This window comes from Arenimonas sp. SCN 70-307 (assembly GCF_001724815.1).
Classification (GTDB): domain Bacteria; phylum Pseudomonadota; class Gammaproteobacteria; order Xanthomonadales; family Xanthomonadaceae; genus Arenimonas.
Map to the genome: position 1 here is coordinate 41,849 of NZ_MEDO01000016.1, position 17,448 is coordinate 59,296.

General features: G+C 70.2%; 12 protein-coding genes and 1 pseudogene. 10 read left to right on the plus strand and 3 right to left on the minus strand.

What is annotated here, in order from left to right; all coding sequences use genetic code 11:
- Nucleotides 1–5 precede the first annotated feature (5 nt).
- The 6 genes and pseudogenes from ABS41_RS09760 to ABS41_RS09785 all read left to right on the plus strand — a co-directional run bounded on the left by ABS41_RS09760 (nt 6) and on the right by ABS41_RS09785 (nt 7,442).
- A complete protein-coding gene (locus tag ABS41_RS09760) occupies nt 6–965 on the plus strand; it encodes a ribonucleotide-diphosphate reductase subunit beta (protein ID WP_290593436.1) in 960 nt (319 codons plus the stop codon).
- A gap of 58 nt (nt 966–1,023) precedes the next feature.
- Nucleotides 1,024–1,851 (plus strand): NADPH-dependent 7-cyano-7-deazaguanine reductase QueF, encoded by an 828-nt coding sequence (queF, locus tag ABS41_RS09765; RefSeq protein ID WP_290593414.1) that lies wholly within the window; start codon nt 1,024–1,026, stop codon nt 1,849–1,851.
- A gap of 23 nt (nt 1,852–1,874) precedes the next feature.
- On the plus strand, nt 1,875–2,354 hold the full coding sequence (locus tag ABS41_RS09770) for a hypothetical protein (RefSeq protein ID WP_290593416.1): 480 nt from the start codon (nt 1,875–1,877) through the stop codon (nt 2,352–2,354).
- A 34-nt stretch (nt 2,355–2,388) separates the two neighbouring features.
- Nucleotides 2,389–2,773, plus strand: a pseudogene (locus ABS41_RS09775) (YkgJ family cysteine cluster protein).
- A gap of 126 nt (nt 2,774–2,899) precedes the next feature.
- Nucleotides 2,900–5,113, plus strand: coding sequence for an Ig-like domain-containing protein (locus ABS41_RS09780; RefSeq protein WP_290593418.1), 2,214 nt, complete (start codon nt 2,900–2,902; stop codon nt 5,111–5,113).
- Between the two features lie 106 nt (nt 5,114–5,219).
- A complete protein-coding gene (locus ABS41_RS09785) occupies nt 5,220–7,442 on the plus strand; it encodes an NADP-dependent isocitrate dehydrogenase (RefSeq protein WP_290593420.1) in 2,223 nt (740 codons plus the stop codon).
- 116 nt (nt 7,443–7,558) lie between these two features.
- On the opposite strand, the gene katG is transcribed toward ABS41_RS09785, so the two are convergent.
- Nucleotides 7,559–9,754, minus strand: coding sequence for a catalase/peroxidase HPI (katG, locus tag ABS41_RS09790; RefSeq protein ID WP_290593422.1), 2,196 nt, complete (start codon nt 9,752–9,754; stop codon nt 7,559–7,561).
- A gap of 181 nt (nt 9,755–9,935) precedes the next feature.
- Between katG and ABS41_RS09795 the strand changes: the two genes are divergently transcribed.
- A complete protein-coding gene (locus ABS41_RS09795) occupies nt 9,936–10,856 on the plus strand; it encodes a methyltransferase (protein ID WP_290593424.1) in 921 nt (306 codons plus the stop codon).
- Nucleotides 10,857–10,995: 139 nt separating this feature from the next.
- On the opposite strand, the gene ABS41_RS09800 is transcribed toward ABS41_RS09795, so the two are convergent.
- Both ABS41_RS09800 and ABS41_RS09805 read right to left on the minus strand, forming a co-directional pair.
- Nucleotides 10,996–12,228 (minus strand): amidohydrolase family protein, encoded by a 1,233-nt coding sequence (locus tag ABS41_RS09800; RefSeq protein WP_290593426.1) that lies wholly within the window; start codon nt 12,226–12,228, stop codon nt 10,996–10,998.
- A gap of 93 nt (nt 12,229–12,321) precedes the next feature.
- Entirely contained in the window at nt 12,322–14,097 is a 1,776-nt protein-coding gene (locus ABS41_RS09805) for an ABC transporter ATP-binding protein (RefSeq protein ID WP_290593428.1), read from the minus strand.
- 62 nt (nt 14,098–14,159) lie between these two features.
- Here ABS41_RS09805 and ABS41_RS09810 point away from each other — a divergent pair, with 62 nt between their 5' ends.
- Genes ABS41_RS09810 through ABS41_RS09820 form a run of 3 tightly spaced genes read left to right on the plus strand, consistent with a single transcriptional unit; the run spans nt 14,160 to nt 17,346 of the window.
- Nucleotides 14,160–14,705 (plus strand): pseudouridine synthase, encoded by a 546-nt coding sequence (locus ABS41_RS09810; protein ID WP_290593430.1) that lies wholly within the window; start codon nt 14,160–14,162, stop codon nt 14,703–14,705.
- Nucleotides 14,706–14,741: 36 nt separating this feature from the next.
- On the plus strand, nt 14,742–15,500 hold the full coding sequence (locus ABS41_RS09815; RefSeq protein WP_290593432.1) for a class I SAM-dependent methyltransferase: 759 nt from the start codon (nt 14,742–14,744) through the stop codon (nt 15,498–15,500).
- Between the two features lie 43 nt (nt 15,501–15,543).
- Nucleotides 15,544–17,346 carry a DUF885 domain-containing protein gene (locus tag ABS41_RS09820; RefSeq protein WP_290593434.1) on the plus strand — a complete coding sequence of 601 codons (1,803 nt, stop codon included), beginning with the start codon at nt 15,544–15,546 and terminating at the stop codon, nt 17,344–17,346.
- The last annotated feature ends 102 nt before the right edge of the window (nt 17,347–17,448 follow it).

Below are 17,448 nucleotides of genomic sequence, written 5' to 3' on the forward strand. Positions count from 1 at the left end.
GGCCGATGCGCTACCCGAGGTTCTACGAGATGTACCGCGACGCCATCCGCAACACCTGGACGGTGGAGGAAGTGGACTTCTCGCTCGACACCAATGACCTCCACAACAAGCTCGGGCCGGCCGAGCGGCACCTGGTGGAGCGGCTGGTGGCTTTCTTCGCCACGGGCGACTCGATCGTGGCCAACAACCTGGTGCTCAACCTCTACCAGCACATCAACGCCCCCGAGGCGCGGCTGTTCCTGTCGCGCCAGCTGTACGAGGAGGCGCTGCACGTGCAGTTCTACCTCACCCTGCTCGATACCTACCTGCCGGATCCTTCCGCGCGCGCCAGGGCCTTCGCGGCGGTCGAGAACATCCCCTCGATCCGCAAGAAGGCCGAGTTCTGCTTCCGCTGGATGGACAGCGTGCAGGAGCTGCAGCGGCTCGAGACCCCGGCGCAGCGACGCCGCTTCCTGCTCAACCTGGTGTGCTTCGCCGCCTGCATCGAGGGCCTCTTCTTCTTCGGCGCCTTCGCCTACGTGTACTACCTGCGCTCGCGAGGGCTGCTGCACGGGCTGGCGGGCGGCACCAACTGGGTGTTCCGCGATGAAAGCGGGCACATGGCCTTTGCCTTCGAGGTCATCCGCACGGTTCGCGAGGAGGAGCCCGGGCTGTTCGACGACGAACTCAAGGCCCAGGTGGTGAAGATGGTCGAGGAGGCCGTGGACTGCGAGCAAGCCTTCGCCGAGGACGTACTCAGCGGCGGCGTGGCCGGGCTGTCGACCCGGGACATGCGCCAGTACCTGGAATACGTGGCCGACCAGCGCCTCGCCCAGCTCGGCCTGCCCAGGCGCTTCGAGGCCCGCAACCCCTTCCCGTTCATGGACCTGCAGGACGTGCAGGAACTGGCCAACTTCTTCGAACGCCGGGTGTCGGCCTACCAGGTCGGCATCCAGGGCGACGTCCAGTTCGACGCCGCCTTCTAGGGGGACAGGGTCGCTTTTAGTGTCCGTATCCCAGCGGGCGGGGGGTAAAATGGCCGGCATGACGACCCCTGAAGCCAGCCTCCTCGGCAAACCCGTCCAGTACGGTGCCGAGTACGACCCGACCCTGCTGTTCCCGATTCCCCGCGCCCAGGCGCGGGCCGCGCTTGGCCTGGGCGAGGACCTGCCCTTCGTCGGCGTGGATTTCTGGAACGCCTATGAACTGAGCTGGCTCGACGGCCGCGGCAAGCCGCGCGTGGCGCTGGCCGAACTGCGGGTGCCGGCGGCCTCGCCGAACCTGGTCGAATCCAAGAGCCTCAAGCTCTACCTCGGCAGCTATGCCATGGCCCGCTTCACAGACACCGACGCGCTGCGCGCGCAGCTGGTGGCCGACCTCTCGGCCGCCGCCGGCGCGCCGGTCAGCGTGGTGCTCACCCCGGCCGGTTCGAGCAACGTGGCCCTGATCGAGAACCTCGAAGGCGACGTCATCGACGACCTGCCCATCGAGATCAGCCACTACGGCCCGCCGCGCCCCGAATTCCTGTCGTCCGACCCCGGGCTCAAGGCCGACGAGGTGCTGGTCTCGCACCTGCTCAAGTCCAACTGCCCGGTCACCGGCCAGCCCGACTGGGCCAGCGTGCAGGTGCGCTACGCCGGCCCGCGCATCGCCCGCGACGGGCTGCTGCGCTACCTGGTCAGCTTCCGCCAGCACAGCGACTTCCACGAAAGCTGCGTCGAGCGCATCTTCATGGACATCCTGGGCCAGTGCGCGCCCACGCGCCTGGCGGTGTACGCTCGCTACACCCGGCGCGGCGGCCTGGACATCAACCCCTTCCGCGCCACCCCGGGCCTGCCCCTGCCGGGCAACCCGCGCACCAACCGCCAGTAGCCGCCCGCCCCGCCGGAGAGCCCATGCGCAACACCCTGCCCTGCGTCGCCCTGGTTTCGATCCTGGTCCTGGCCGCCTGCGGCAAGCAGGAAGAGGCGGCGCCCGCGCAGGCCGCGGCCGGCGAGGCGCCCGCCGCCGAGGAAACCCTGCCCGAAGAACCGCCCATGCCCAGCGGCGACTTCCGCGTGGTGGCCGTCGAGCTGGGCAGCCGCCTCGACGAGGAAGGCCGCGTGGCCGCCCCGCGCGACGTGTTCGCCCCGGGCGACACGATCCACGCCGCCGTGGTCGGCGTCGGCACCAGCCCCGGCCTGACCCTGTCGGCGCGCTGGACCACCGCCGACGGCACCGAGGTGGCCAAGGCCGGCCAGAGCCTCGCCCCCGAGGCGCCGACCGTGGCCAGCTTCACCGTCTCCAAGCCCGATCCCTGGCCCACCGGCGCCTACCGCGTCGAAGTGGCGATCAACGACCGGGTCGTCGAGACCCGCGCCTTCGAGGTGCGATAGCGCGCCGGCACCCCGGCGCGTCACGCGACGCGTCATGTCCAAGCATCCCTGCATCCTCTGTGGCGCCTGCTGCGCCACCTTCCGCGTGTCCTTCCATTGGTCGGAGGTGCAGCCCGACAACCCCGACGGGCCGCCCGCCGACCTGGTGGTGCCGCTGCGCCGCCACGAGCTGGCCATGCGCGGCACCGACGGCGCCAACCCGCGCTGCGTGGCCCTGCGCGGCACCATCGGCGTGGACGGTCACTGCGGCATCTACCCCAACCGGCCCAGCGTCTGCCGCCAAGGTGGAGCCGAGCTGGGAGTTCGGCCGGCACAGCCCGCAGTGCGACAAGGGCCGCCTGGCCCACGGCCTGCGGCCGCTGACGCCCGCCGACTGGGCCCATCCGGACGAGGACGCCGGGCCCGGCCAGGCCGCCTGAACGGGGGGAGCCGCCCCCCCCCCTCCGGACGCCGGCCGGGGACCGTGGCCGAGTTGTCCGCGACCCGGCGTTGGTTCGGCGTACGGTCCACCAGGGGGGTGGGCCGATTCGCCAAGGGGACCACCCATGAATGCACCTGCCTGCCTCCGGCGGCTTGGGCTGCTGTTCGCCCTATCCACCGGTCCCGTTCTTGCCGCTCCCAACCTTCCCGAAGCCGCACCCGACCTCGCCGTCACGGCGCCCGGCCAATCCGTGGTGGTCGACGTGCTGGCCAACGACCGCGCCAGCCTCGGCCCCGACATCCGCCTGCTCAACGCCCACAAGCCGCGCCACGGCAAGGCACAGGTCGAGAACGGTCGGGTTCGCTACACGCCCAACGCCGGGTTCACCGGCTCCGACCAGTTCGTCTACATGGTGCAGGCGCCCAAGTCGCAGCCGCGCGTGGGCACCGTCACCGTCAACGTCGGCGCCGGCGGCGTCGCGCTGACGATGGCCGGCCAGGTGGTGGACGAACCCATCCCGGGCGCCGTCGTCACCGTCTCGGTCGGCGGCTTCGACTTCGTGGCCGTGGCCGATGAGAACGGCAACTACGTCATCGACATCGCCGCGCTCACCGGCAATGCCTTCGTCAGCGTCAGCGCGGTGGGCACTTCGCCCAGCGGCGGCGCGGTGGACTTCGTGTCGCTGGTGGGCGAAATCGCCCGCCTCGACGCCGAGGCCGGCAGCGACGGCATCCTGACCCTGGACGAGAACAACCAGGTCAACGTCACCCACTTCTCGACCGCGCAATTCGTGCTGCTGGGCAAGGCCAACGGCGGCCGCGCGCCGACCAGCGACGCCAGCCTCAAGCAGCTCACCCAGAACATCGACATCGACGAGCTGATCGAGCTGGCCGCGGTGATCAAGCTGGTGGTGGACGAGGGCTACGCGCTGCCGCCGGGCGTGCGCAGCCCGCTGGCGCTGATCAGCGACGAGAACGCGCTGGTCGGGTTCATCGGCGCACTGCCCGCCGGCGTGCTCGAGGACACCGTGGCCGAAGTCGGCAGCGGCGCCGGCGAACTGTCCGGCTTCTCGGCCGGGCGCATCCCGTCCGGCTATGCGCTGGTCTTCCCGGGCGACACGGGCACCATCCGCATCGGCATCGGTGGCCAGCTGCTGCTCGAGCTGGGCAGCGTCACGGCCTCGACCACCTCGGGCCGCGGCAACCTCGTGGGCGCCAACTTCAACACCAGCCCGGGCCTGGACTGGTTCCTGGACGGCAACACGCTGGTGGCCGACCTCGACAGCCCGTCGCTGGGCTTCGGCTACCAGACCTCGCCCGGCTGCCCGGTGCCGCAGAACCTGCAGGTGACCTTCCGCACCGTCGGCCTGCGCCTTGAGCGCATCCAGGACGGCGCGGGCATCGACTACCTCAACGTCACCCAGGTGCAGGAGCGCAGCTTCCTCGACCAGACCGGCAGCTGCACCACCCCGCCGGACGACACCTTCACCAGCAGCTTCCGGGCGCTGGGCTTCGAGGATGGCGCGGGCGAACTGCCGTTCACCGCCGGCGAGTCGCTGGGCACGATGATGCTCTCGCACTACGGACCGCAGCGCTTCGTGCCGGGCGCGACGGGCATCTTCTGGATCGCCGCGCTGTTCGACTTCAATGCCTCGCAGGTGGACATCCCGCAGATCGCGCCCGGCTTCACCTGGTCGATCAGCGGCGGCCGCCTGAACGTGGCGCTGGCCAACACCGTCACCGGCGAGGTGCTCAACTACCAGTACCGCCGCTACCAGACCGACGGCCGCAAGGGCGAGGGCCTGTTCACCGTGGTCACGCGCCCGGACGGCGCGCGCGCGGCGAGCTACAACCTGGCGGCGCGCGTGGACGGCAGCCTGCCGGCCTTCACCGAGGCGATGCTGCCGGGCCGCTGGCGTTCGGGCTTCGACATCAGCCAGTTCCAGCCGGACCTGGCCAGCGACTTCGGGTTCTTCCTGCGCATGTATGACGACCCGCAGCGCAGCGGAACCTTCGAGTCGGTGTCCTACCTGCCCGACGGCACGCCGCAGGCCTCGTTCTTCCCGCCCGTCACCTGGGGCGTCGCCAGCGGCGCCGACGCCGGCGCCAAGGAGGTGCTGTCGTACTTCAACGGTTCGGGCATCGTGAGCAGCTGCAACGTGGGCGTCGACCCGGTCTGCCAGCTCTGGCGCCGGCGCACCTGGACGCCGGTGGCCATCGACGGCAACCGCGTCTACGTGCTCGAGCGGCTGTATTTCCAGATCGGCAACCCGTTCACGGACGCCCCGCAGATCATCGCCGAGCGCCCGAACTTCTACGAGCGCGGCGAGATTCCCTGAGCCAAGCACGGCGCCGGCCACCCGGCCGGCGCCGTACCCCGGCGGATCTTTGCCCGGGGGGCGCACAACAGCGACAATGCGGGGCTGATTTCACGAGAGCCCGACCATGTCCGACACGCCCAAGATCCTCTACACCCTCACCGACGAAGCGCCGTTCCTGGCCACGCAGTCGCTGCTGCCGATCGTGCAGGCCTTCGCGGGCGCCGCCGGTATCGCGGTCGAGACGCGCGACATCTCGCTGTCGGGCCGCATCCTGGCGCAGTTCCCCGAGCTGCTGGGCGACAAGCGCATCAGCGACGACCTGGCCGAGCTGGGCGAGCTGGCCACCAAGCCCGAAGCCAACATCATCAAGCTTCCCAACATCAGCGCCTCGGTGCCGCAGCTCAAGGCCGCCATCAAGGAGCTGCAGGCGCAGGGCTACCCGCTGCCGGACTACCCGGAGGAGCCGAAGGACGCCGCCGAGAAGGACACCAAGGCGCGCTACGACCGCACCAAGGGCAGCGCCGTGAACCCGGTGCTGCGCGAGGGCAACTCCGACCGCCGCGCGCCGAACTCGGTGAAGGCCTACGCGCGCAAGCACCCGCACAAGATGGGCAAGTGGTCGGCCGAGTCGAAATCGCACGTGGCGCACATGGACGGCGGTGATTTCTACGGCAGCGAGAAGTCGCACACCCTGGCGGCCGACGGCAGCCTGCGCATCGAGCTGCACGGCAAGGACGGCAGCCACCGCGTGCTGCGCGAATCGGTGAAGGTCAAGGCCGGCGAGATCGTCGATGCGGCGGTGATGAGCCAGCGCCAGCTGGCCACCTTCATCGCCGCGCAGATCGAGGACGCGCGCGAAAAGGGCGTGCTTTTCTCGCTGCACCTCAAGGCCACGATGATGAAGGTCTCCGACCCGATCATGTTCGGCGTGGTGGTGCGCGAGTTCTACAAGGACGTGCTGGTCAAGCACGCCGACGCGCTCGAACGCATCGGCTTCGACGCCAACAACGGCATCGGCGACCTCTACGCCCGCCTGGGCGAGCTCGACGAGGCCACGCAGGCCAGCATCAGGGCCGACATCGAGGCGCTGTATGCCACGCGCCCGGCGCTGGCGATGGTGAACTCGGACAAGGGCATCACCAACCTGCACGTGCCCAGCGACGTGATCGTGGACGCCTCGATGCCGGCGATGATCCGCGACTCGGGCGGCATGTGGAACGCCGCCGGCAAGCTGCAGGACGCCAAGGCCGTCATCCCCGACCGCTGCTACGCCGGCATCTACCAGGCCGTCATCGACGACTGCCGCGCGAACGGCGCCTTCGACCCGGCGACGATGGGCAGCGTGCCCAACGTCGGCCTGATGGCGCAGAAGGCCGAGGAATACGGCTCGCACGACAAGACCTTCCAGGTGCCGGTGGACGGCACCGTGCGGGTGGTCTCGGCCGACGGCGCGGTGGTGTTCGAGCACGCCGTCGAGGCGGGCGACATCTGGCGCATGTGCCAGACCAAGGACGCGCCCATCCAGGACTGGGTGAAGCTGGCCGTCGACCGCAGCAAGCTCAGCGCCACGCCGGCGGTGTTCTGGCTCGACCAGGCGCGCGCCCACGACGCGCAGCTGATCGCCAAGGTGCAGCGCTACCTCAAGGATTACGACACCTCGGGCCTGGACATCCGCATCCTGGCGCCGGTGGAGGCGATGAAGCTGTCGCTGCAGCGCATCCGCGCCGGCCTCGACACCATCTCGGTCACCGGCAACGTGCTGCGCGACTACCTCACCGACCTGTTCCCGATCATGGAGCTGGGCACCAGCGCCAAGATGCTGTCGATCGTGCCGCTGATGGCCGGCGGCGGCCTGTTCGAAACCGGCGCCGGCGGCTCGGCGCCCAAGCACGTGCAGCAGTTCACCGAGGAGAACTACCTGCGCTGGGATTCGCTGGGCGAGTTCCTCGCCCTGGCGGCCTCGCTCGAGCACGTGGCCCAGCGCTGGATCAACTCCTCGGCCCCGGTGCTGGCCAAGGCGCTCGACGCCGCCAACGCCCGCATCCTCGACGAGGACCGCGGCCCCTCGCGCAAGGTCGGCGGCATCGACAACCGCGGCAGCCACTTCTACCTGGCGATGTACTGGGCCCAGGCCCTGGCCGCGCAGGACGAGGACGCGGCCCTGAAGGCGAAGTTCGCGCCGCTGGCCAAGGCCCTGGCCGACAACGAGCAGAAGATCGTGGCCGAGCTTCTCGCCGTGCAGGGCCAGCCCGTGGACATCGGCGGCTACTACCGCCCGGACCTGGCCAAGGTCTCGGCGGCGATGCGCCCCAGCCCCACCTTCAACGCGGCCCTCGCTGCCCTGTAAAGAGAAAGGGGGTCAGGTTCACTTCCCGCCGGGAAGTGAACCTGGCCCCCTTCTTGTCGAGCCAAAGAAAAACCCCGCCCGGTCGCGAGACCGGGCGGGGTTTTGATTTACGCGGATCAGTCGTGCAGGTCGAAGCGGTCGGCCTCCATGACCTTGGTCCAGGCGGCCACGAAGTCGTTGACGAACTTCTCGTGGCTGTCGGACTCGGCGTAGACCTCGGCGATGGCGCGCAGCTGCGAGTTCGAGCCGAACACCAGGTCGACGATCGTGCCGGTCCACTTGAGCTCGCCGGTCTTGCGGTCGCGGCCCTCGAGCACGTTCTTGTCGCCGGCCGAACGCGCCCACTTCGTGCCCATGTCGAGCAGGTTCACGAAGAAGTCGTTGCTCAGCACGCCGGGGCGGCTGGTGAACACGCCGTGCCTGGCGCCACCCACGTTGGCGTCCAGCGCGCGCAGGCCACCGACCAGCACCGTCATCTCCGGGGCCGTCAGCGTGAGCAGCGCGGCCTTGTCGACCAGGCGCTCGGCCAGGCCTTCGACACCCGCGGCGGCGTAGTTGCGGAAGCCATCGGCCTTCGGCTCCAGCGGCGCGAACGAATCGACGTCGGTGTGCTCCTGGCTCGCGTCGGTGCGGCCCGGGTTGAAGGGCACGGTGACGTTGACGCCCGCCTTCTTCGCGGCGTCCTCGACCGCCGCGTTGCCGGCGATGACGATCAGGTCGGCCAGCGAGACCTTCTTGCCGCCGGTGGCGGAGGCGTTGAAGTCCTTCTGGATGCCCTCGAGCACGCCCAGCACCTTGGCCAGCTGCGCCGGCTGGTTGGCTTCCCAGTCCTTCTGCGGGGCCAGGCGGATGCGCGCGCCGTTGGCGCCGCCGCGCTTGTCGCTGCCGCGGAAGCTGGACGCCGAGGCCCAGGCAGTGGCCACCAGCTGCTGGGTCGTCAGGCCCGAAGCGAGCACCTTGGCCTTGAGCGCGGCCACGTCGGCGGCGTCCACCAGCGGGTGGTCGACGGCCGGCACCGGGTCCTGCCAGATCAGCACTTCCTTCGGAACGAGCTTGCCCAGGTAGCGCGAGCGCGGGCCCATGTCGCGGTGGGTCAGCTTGAACCAGGCGCGGGCGAAAGCGTCGGCGAACTCGGCCGGGTTGGCGTGGAAGCGGCGCGAGATCTTCTCGTAGGCCGGGTCCATGCGCATGGCCATGTCGGCGGTGGTCATCATGATGGTGACCTTCTTCGACGGATCATGCGCCGACGGCGCGTGGTGCTCGGGCTTGAGGTTCTTCGGGTGCCACTGGTGGGCGCCGGCCGGGCTCTTGGTGAGCTCCCACTCGTAGCCGAACAGCACGTCGAAGTAGCCGTTGTCCCACTGGATCGGGTTCGGGGTCCAGGAACCCTCGATGCCCGAGGTGATGGTGTCGTTGCCCTTGCCGCTGCCGTGGGTGGAGATCCAGCCGAAGCCCTGCTCGGCGATGTCGGCGCCCTCGGGCTCCGCGCCGACCTTGGCGGCGTCACCGGCGCCATGCGCCTTGCCGAAGGTGTGGCCGCCGGCGACCAGCGCCACGGTCTCTTCGTCGTTCATGGCCATGCGCGCGAAGGTTTCGCGGATGTCGCGGGCCGAGGCCAGCGGGTCGGGCTTGCCGTCCGGGCCTTCCGGGTTCACGTAGATCAGGCCCATCTGCACGGCGGCCAGCGGGTTGGCCAAGTCGCGCTCGCCGCTGTAGCGGCTGCCGGGCTTGTCGCTGGTGGCCAGCCACTCCTTCTCCGGGCCCCAGTCGACGGCGTTCGGCTCCCAGATGTCCGGGCGGCCGCCGGCGAAACCGAAGGTCTTGAAGCCCATGCCTTCCATCGCGGCGTTGCCTGCGAGCACGAGCAGGTCGGCCCAGCTGAGCTTCTTGCCGTACTTCTTCTTGATCGGCCACAGCAGGCGGCGGGCCTTGTCGAGGTTGCCGTTGTCCGGCCAGCTGTTGAGCGGGGCGAAGCGCTGGTCGCCGGTGCCGGCGCCACCGCGACCGTCGGAAATGCGGTAGGTGCCCGCGGCGTGCCAGGTCAGGCGCACCATCAGGCCACCATAGTTGCCGTAGTCAGCCGGCCACCAGTCCTGCGAGTCGGTCATCAGCGCCTTGAGGTCGGCCATGACCGCGTCGAGGTCGAGCTTCTGGAACTCCTTGCGGTAGTTGAAGTTCTTGCCGAGCGGGTTGGTCTTCTCGGAGTGGACGGTGAGCGCGCTGAGGTCGAGCTGGTTGGGCCACCAGTCGATGTTGCGCGGGCCCTTGCCCATGCCGATGTGATGGACCGGGCATTTGGCTTCGTTGGACATGGAGCTCTCCTTGGGGTGGGCGATACGGTTGGTTTTGCCATAGTGCGCCTTCACACCGTTCAGCAGAAATGAATGTTTTGGATGCGGGTGATAGTTTTTGCCTATCGCAAAGGCACGCACCCGGCGTTAACAGGGCTGCGTGATAGCCTCGGGCACCTTCGAACCACCCCCGGAGAACCGAATGCGCCTCACCGCCACCCCCAGCCTGCTGGCCTTCGCCCTGGCCTTCGCCCTGACCGGCTGCCAGAAGGCCGACGAGGCCGCCCCGGCCGCCGACGCCGGCCTGGCCAGCAGCACCGGAGCCACGGCCGAGCCGGCCGCCGAGCCGGACCGCAACGCCAACGCCGACCCGATCGATGCCGTGCTGGCCGGCGACTGGCGCGACCCGGCCAACGTGGCCCGCGACGCCTGGCGCCACCCGCGCGAGACGCTGGCCTTCTTCGGCGTGGGCCCGAGCCAGCGCATCGTCGAGATTTCGCCGGGCGGCGGCTGGTACACGGAGATCCTGGCACCGCTGCCGAAGGACAAGGGCAGCTACGTGGGCGTGGTCAACGACCCGGCCAAGGCCGCCAACGAACGCGCCCGCGACTACTACGCCAATGCCAACGGCAAGCTGCGCGAGAAGCTGGCGGCGCGTCCGGACGTCTACGGCAACGCCGTCCTGGTCGAGGTCGACCCGGCCGCGCCGGTCATCGGCGAGCCCGGTTCGGCCGACGTGGTGCTGACCTTCCGCAACGTGCACAACTGGGTGATGTCCGGCCAGGAAGCGGCCATGTTCAAGGCCTTTTACGACGTGCTGGCGCCGGGCGGCGTGCTGGGCGTGGTGGAGCACCGCGCGGCGCCGGGCAAGTCCCTGGCCGAGGTGAAGACCTCGGGCTACCTGCCGGAAGACTACGTGATCGGCCTGGCCGAGGCCGCGGGCTTCGTGCTCGAGGAAAAGAGCGAGATCAACGCCAACCCGGCCGACACCAAGGACCACCCGAACGGCGTGTGGACCCTGCCGCCCTCGAACAACCACCCCGAGGCCGACCGCGCCAGGTACGCCGCCATCGGCGAGAGCGACCGCATGACCCTGCGTTTCGTGAAGCCGCAGGCGGAGTAAACCGCCGAGGGCCTGGTTGTCGAACAAAGAGGGGCCCCACGGGGCCCCTCGTCGTTTCTGGCTTCTGTAGGAGCGGCTTCAGCCGCGAAGCTCTTGATTCAAAAGATTCGCGGCTGAAGCCGCTCCTGCAAGGGTGCGCTCAGCGGGTGTCTTTTTCGACCACGCCGCCCTTGATGACCACCGGGATGGTTTCGAGCAGCGCCACGTCCGCGGTCGGGTCGCCCGGCACCGCCACGAAATCGGCCCAGCGGCCCGGCTCGGCCACGCCCACGTCCTGGCGGCCCAGGGCTTCGGCCGAGTTCACGGTGGCGGCCTGGATGGCCTGCAGTGGCGTCATGCCGTAGCGCACCATCCACGCGAACTGGCGGCCGTTGTCGCCGTGGCGGTGCACGCCCGCGTCGGTGCCGTAGACCATGCGCACGCCGGCGGCGTGGGCGCGGCGGAAGTTCTCGCGCTGCAGGTCGGCGATCTCGCGGTCCTTGCGCAGGTTGTCCTCGAGCACGCCGTTCTTGCGGCCCTCGGACTGGGTGTACTCGGTGTTGTAGATGTCCATCGACAGGAAGGTGCCGGCCTTCCTGGCCAGCGCGATGCCCTCGTCGTCGATCAGGCTGGCGTGCTCGATGGTGTCCACGCCGGCGCGGATGGCGGCCTTGATGCCCGAGGTGCCGTGCGCATGCGCGGCCACCTTCAGGCCCCACTGGTGCGCTTCCTCGACCACGGCGCGCATCTCGTCCTCGCGCATCTGCTGCTGGCCGGGTTCGGTGTTGCGCGAGAACACGCCGCCGGTGGCGCAGATCTTGATCACCTGGGCGCCATGCTTGCGGATCTCGCGCACCCGCTTGCGGGCCTCGTCGGGGCTGTCGGCGTTGTACGGGTTCCTGGCCTCGAATGACGGCGGGAAATAGGTTGAATCGCAGTGGCCACCGGTGGCGCCGAAGCTGTAGCCGGCCGAGACGATGCGCGGGCCGCGCACCTTGCCCTCGTCCACGGCCTGGCGCAGGCCCACGTCGTTCCAGTGGTCGGCGCCGACGTTGCGCACGGTGGTGAAGCCGGCCTCGAGCGTGTCGGCGGCGTGCCTGACCGACAGCATCGACCAGAACCGGTCGGAGAACTGCAGGCCGGTGTAGCCGCCGTAGGTGGGGTCGGAATCGAGGTGCACGTGCATGTCGATCAGGCCGGGCAACAGGCTCAGGCCGGGCAGTTCGATGCGGCGCGCGCCCTCCACCGCCGGGCCGGGCCCGGCGCTGATGCTGACGATCTTCCCGTCGCGCACGAGCACCTCGGGCTTGGCCACCCATGTTCCGGTGCGCACATCGAGCAGCCGCTCGGCCGAAATGACCACGGTGTCGGCGACGGCCGGGAGCGCGGCCACGCCCAGGCTTGAGGCAATCAAAAGCGAAACAATCCGGCGCATCGTCATCCCTTGGGTTCGTGGTTGGCGGGGTGGCCCGGGAACATTACCGGTTTACCCCGGTGTTGTGCCCGCCACGTCGCCGGTCTGCAGGCGCCAGAGGGCGGCGTAGGGGCCGTCGCGGGCGATGAGTTCGTCGTGGGTGCCCGATTCGACGATGCGGCCGGCCTCGAGCACGTGGATGCGGTCGGCGTGGCGCACCGTACTCAGGCGGTGCGCGACCACCAGCGTCGTGCGGCCGCGCGCGGCGGTGGCCAGCGAGCGCTGGATGGCGGCTTCGGTTTCGTTGTCCACGGCCGACGTGGCCTCGTCGAGCACCAGCACCCGCGGGTCGCGGTAGAGCGCGCGGGCCAGGGCGATGCGCTGGCGCTGGCCGCCGCTGAGGTTGCCGCCGCGCTCGCCCACCGGGCTGTCGTAGCCGTCCGGCAGGGCCGCGATGAACTCGTGGGCCTCGGCCGCGCGCGCCGCCGCCTCGATGCGGGCGCGGTCGGGCTGGTGCTCGCCGTAGGCGATGTTGTCGGCCACGCTGCCGTCGGTGAGGAAGGGCTCCTGGGCCACGTAGCCGATCCGGCGGCGCAGCGCCTCCGGGTCGAGGCCGGCCAGGTCGGCGCCGTCGAACTCGATGCGGCCGCGGGCCGGGTCGATGAAGCGCATCAGCAGCTTGAGCAGGGTGCTCTTGCCGCCGCCGGTGCCGCCGACCAGGGCCACGGTGGCGCCGGCCGGCACGTCCAGGTCGATGCCGTGCAGCGCCGGGCGGCCGTCGTAGTCGTGGCCCACGCCGCTGAAATGCAGCGCGCCGCGCGCTCCCTCGGGCAGCGGCGCCTCGCCGCGCGGCGGCACCGGCGTGTCGAGCAGGTCCATCACCCGGTTCACCGAGGCCATGGCGCGCTGGTAGAGGTCGACCATGTCGGCCAGCCGCGTCAGCGGCCAGAGCAGGCGCTGCGTGAGGTACACCAGCGCCGAATAGCTGCCCACGCCCAGCTCGCCGCGCAGCGTGAGCATGCCGCCGTAGAGCAGCGTGGCGACGAAGCCGGCCAGGATGGCCATGCGGATCACCGGCGTGATCGCCGCCGAGAAGCGGATGGCGTCGGCATTGCGTGCGCGGAATTCGTCCGAGGCCTGGCGCAGGTGCTCGGCCTCGAAGCGCTCGGCGGTGTAGGCCTGGATGGTGGCCATGCCGGCGAGGTTGTTGTTCAGGCGCGCCGACACCGTGGCCGCGGCCTCGCGCGCGGCGGCGTAGCGCGGCGCCAGGCGCTTCTGGAACCAGAACGCGCCGATGAGGATGAGCGGGATAGGCAGCATCGCCAGCGCCGCCAGGTCGGCGGTGAGCACGAAGAACACCGCGCCCACCAGCAGCGACGACACCACCACCTGGATCAGGTCGTTGGCGCCGGTGTTGAGGAAGCGCTCGACCTGGTTCACGTCCTCGTTCATCACCGCCATCAGGCGGCCGCTGCGCTCGCGCTCGATCACCGCCGGCGGCAGCTTCTGCAGGTGGCCGTAGGCGGCCTGGCGCAGCGCGTGCTGCAGTTCCTGCGCCAGCCCGCGCCACTTCACCGCGTACAGGTATTCGAACAGCGACTCGAGCACCCACACCGCCACCGTCAGCGCCACCAGCACGTACAGCTGCTGCAGGGGGTCGGGGATGCCGAAGCCGGCCAGGAAGGAGTCCTCCTGGTTCACCACCACGTCCACCGCCACGCCGATCAGGAGCTCGGGCAGCACGTCGAAGATCTTGTTGAGCACCGAGTACACGGTGGCCAGCACGGCGGTGCCGCGGTGCGGACGGGCGAAGCCGGCGAGCCGGCGCAGCGGATGGGGCGTGGCCATGGGATTTCCTGGGGCGGGGACGGGCGCCGGCATCATTTTCCCATGCGGCGTATGCTGGGCGAATGCTGATTGCCTTCAACAAACCCTACGGCGTGCTCTGTCAGTTCACCGACAAGACCGTGCCGCCGCGGCCCACGCTGGCCGGCTTCGACCTGCCCGAGGGCGTCTATGCCGCCGGGCGGCTGGACCAGGACTCCGAGGGTCTGCTGCTGCTGTCCGACGACGGCCCGCTGATCGCCCGCATCAGCTCGCCCAAGTTCCACTGGCCCAAGACCTACCTGGCCCAGGTGGAGGGCGAGGCCACCGAGGAGCAGGTGGCGGCGCTGCGCCAGGGCGTGCAGCTCAAGGACGGCCCGACCCGCCCGGCCAAGGCCCGCAAGCTGGTGGGCGCGCCCGACTGGCTGTGGCCGCGCGACCCGCCGGTGCGCTTCCGCAAGTCGGTGCCCGACAGCTGGATCGAGCTGACCATCACCGAAGGCCGCAACCGCCAGGTGCGCCGCATGACCGCCGCCGTTGGCCTGCCCACCCTGCGCCTGCTTCGCATCGCCATCGGCCCGCACCGCCTCGAGGGCCTGCGCCCCGGCCAGTGGCGCGACGAGCCGCTCTGAGCCGAAAATGGGGCCAGGGCACCTGGGAGGTGGGTGATGGCGTTCGAGGATCATTTCTCCGGCCATGCGGTCGATTACGCCGCGGCGCGCCCCACCTACCCGCGTGAACTGTTCCAGTGGCTGGCCGACCAGTGCCGGCAGCACGACCTGGCCTGGGACGTGGGCTGCGGCAACGGCCAGGCCAGCGTGTCGCTGGCGCACTGGTTCAACCGCGTGCACGCCAGCGACGCCAGCGCCGAGCAGATCGCCCAGGCGCCGGCGAACCCGCGCATCGTCTGGCGCGTCGAGTCGGCCGAGCACTGCACGCTGCGCACCCACACCGTCGACCTGGTCACCGCCGCGCAGTGCTACCACTGGTTCAACCAGGAGCGCTTCAACAACGAGGCCCTGCGCGTGCTCAAGCCCGGCGGGCTGTGCGCGGTGTGGTGCTACGGCATCTCGCGCGTCAGCCGCGAGGTGGACGAGGTCTACCACGAGCTCTATGGCGACGTGCTCGGCACGTACTGGCCGCCGGAGCGCCGCCATATCGAGGACGGCTACCGCCACCTGCCCTTCCACTTCGACGCGCTGGGCGAGATCCCGCGCCTGGAGATGAGCGAGCAGTGGACGCTGGCCCAGTACCTGGCCTACCTGCGCACCTGGTCGGCCAGCCAGCGCCATCTCAAGGACACCGGCCGCGACGCCGTGTCCGAACTCGAGGCCCGCTTCGCCGCCGCCTGGGGCGACCCCGCCGCCACCCGCGAGGTGAGCTGGCCCCTGTCCATCCGCGCCGGGCGCTCGCCGCCGGCCGACTGAACGCCTTCCGAAAACCCGATACCGCAAACCGGAGCACCCCCGCATGACCCGAACCCGCGCGCTCGCCGCCGCGATGGCGTTTGCCCTCGCCAGCCTCGCCTCGCCCCTGCCCGCGCTCGCCGCCGAGGCGGCCACCGCGACACAGGCACCCGCCAATGAAGCGGCCACCCGCCTGCACGCCCTGTTCGAGGCCGACTGGCAGCGCCAGCTCGAAGACAACCCGCTGATGGCCAGCTACCTGGGCGACAAGCGCTACAACGCCCGCCTGCCCGACCTCTCGCCGGCGGCCTTCGCCCGCCGCGAGGCCGCGCTGCGCGCCTCGCTGGCCACGCTCGAGGGCATCGACCGCGCCGCGCTGTCGCCGGCCGACCAGCTCAATTACGACCTCTACCTGCGCGAGCTGCGCATCGACCTCGAAGCCCTGGCCTTCCCCTCGCAGCGCCTGGCCGTGGACCAGCGCGGTGGCGTGCACCTGCTGGCCGTGCAGATGGCGCCGGCGCTGCGCTTCGAGTCCGCCGCCGACTACGCCGACTGGACCGCCCGCCTGCACGGCTACGGCACGCTCGTGGACCAGACCATCGCACTGATGCGCGAGGGCATGGCCAGCGGCTGGGTGGCGCCCAAGGCGGTGATGCAGCGCGTGCCGGCGCAGATCGCCGCCCAGCGCGTCGCCCGCGCCGAGGACAGCAGCTTCTACAAGCCCTTCCTGGCTATGGCCGACGCGCTGCCCGCCGCCGAACGCGAGCGCCTGCAGGCCGAAGGCCGCGCCGCCGTTGCCGACGTGGTGCTGCCGGCGCTGGCGCGCTTCGAGGCCTTCTTCAACGATGAGTACCTGCCGGCCAGCGCCGAATCCGTCGCCACCGGCGACCTGCCCAACGGCCGCGCCTACTACGACCACCTCGCCCGCCGCTACACGACGACCGCGATGAGCGCCGACGAGATCCACGCCATCGGCCTGTCGGAAGTGGCGCGCATCCGCGGCGAGATGGAGGCGCTGCGCAAGGAGGTGGGCTTCGGGGGCGACCTGGCTGCCTTCTTCGAATACCTGCGCACCGACCCGCGTTTCTTCCACACCGACCCGCAGGCCCTGCTGGCCGAATACCGCGCCATCAGCCGGCGCATGGACCCGGAGCTGGTGAAGGTGTTCGGCAAGCTGCCGCGCACGCCCTACGGCGTGATTCCCATCCCCGACGCGATCGCGCCCGACACCACCACGGCCTACTACCAGCGCCCGTCCGCCGACGGCCGCCGCGCGGGCTACTACTACGTCAACCTCTACAAGCCCGAGTCGCGGCCGCGCTGGGAAATGATGGCGCTGTCGCTGCACGAGGCCGTGCCCGGCCACCACCTGCAGATCGCGCTGGCGCAGGAAATGCCCGACCAGCCGATGTTCCGCCGCCAGGGCGGCTTCACCGCCTTCATCGAGGGCTGGGGCCTGTACGCCGAGCGCCTGGGTTACGACATGGGCCTGTACGACGACCCCTATGACCGCATGGGCCAGCTGGCCTACGACATGTGGCGCGCGGTGCGCCTCGTGGTGGACACGGGCCTGCATTCGAAGGGCTGGACGCGCGAGCAGGCCATTGAATACTTCGCCGACAACGCGCCCAAGTCGCGGCACGACATCGCCAACGAAGTCGACCGCTACATCACCACGCCGGGCCAGGCCCTGGCCTACAAGGTGGGCCAGCTGCGCATCAGCGCGCTGCGCTCACGCGCCGAGCAAAAGCTTGGCGATCGCTTCGACATCCGCGCCTTCCACGACGCCCTGCTGGCCGAGGGCGCGCTGCCGCTGGACGTGCTCGAGCAGCGCATGGACGCCTGGATCGAGGACCAGGCGCGCTAAAAGAATGGTTCTTCACCCAAGTCCGGGGAAGGCCGCCCGGATCTTCAGGAAGAAGTAGGCGTCATCGCGGTAGCCGTAGGCCACCCGCTTTATGACCTTGAT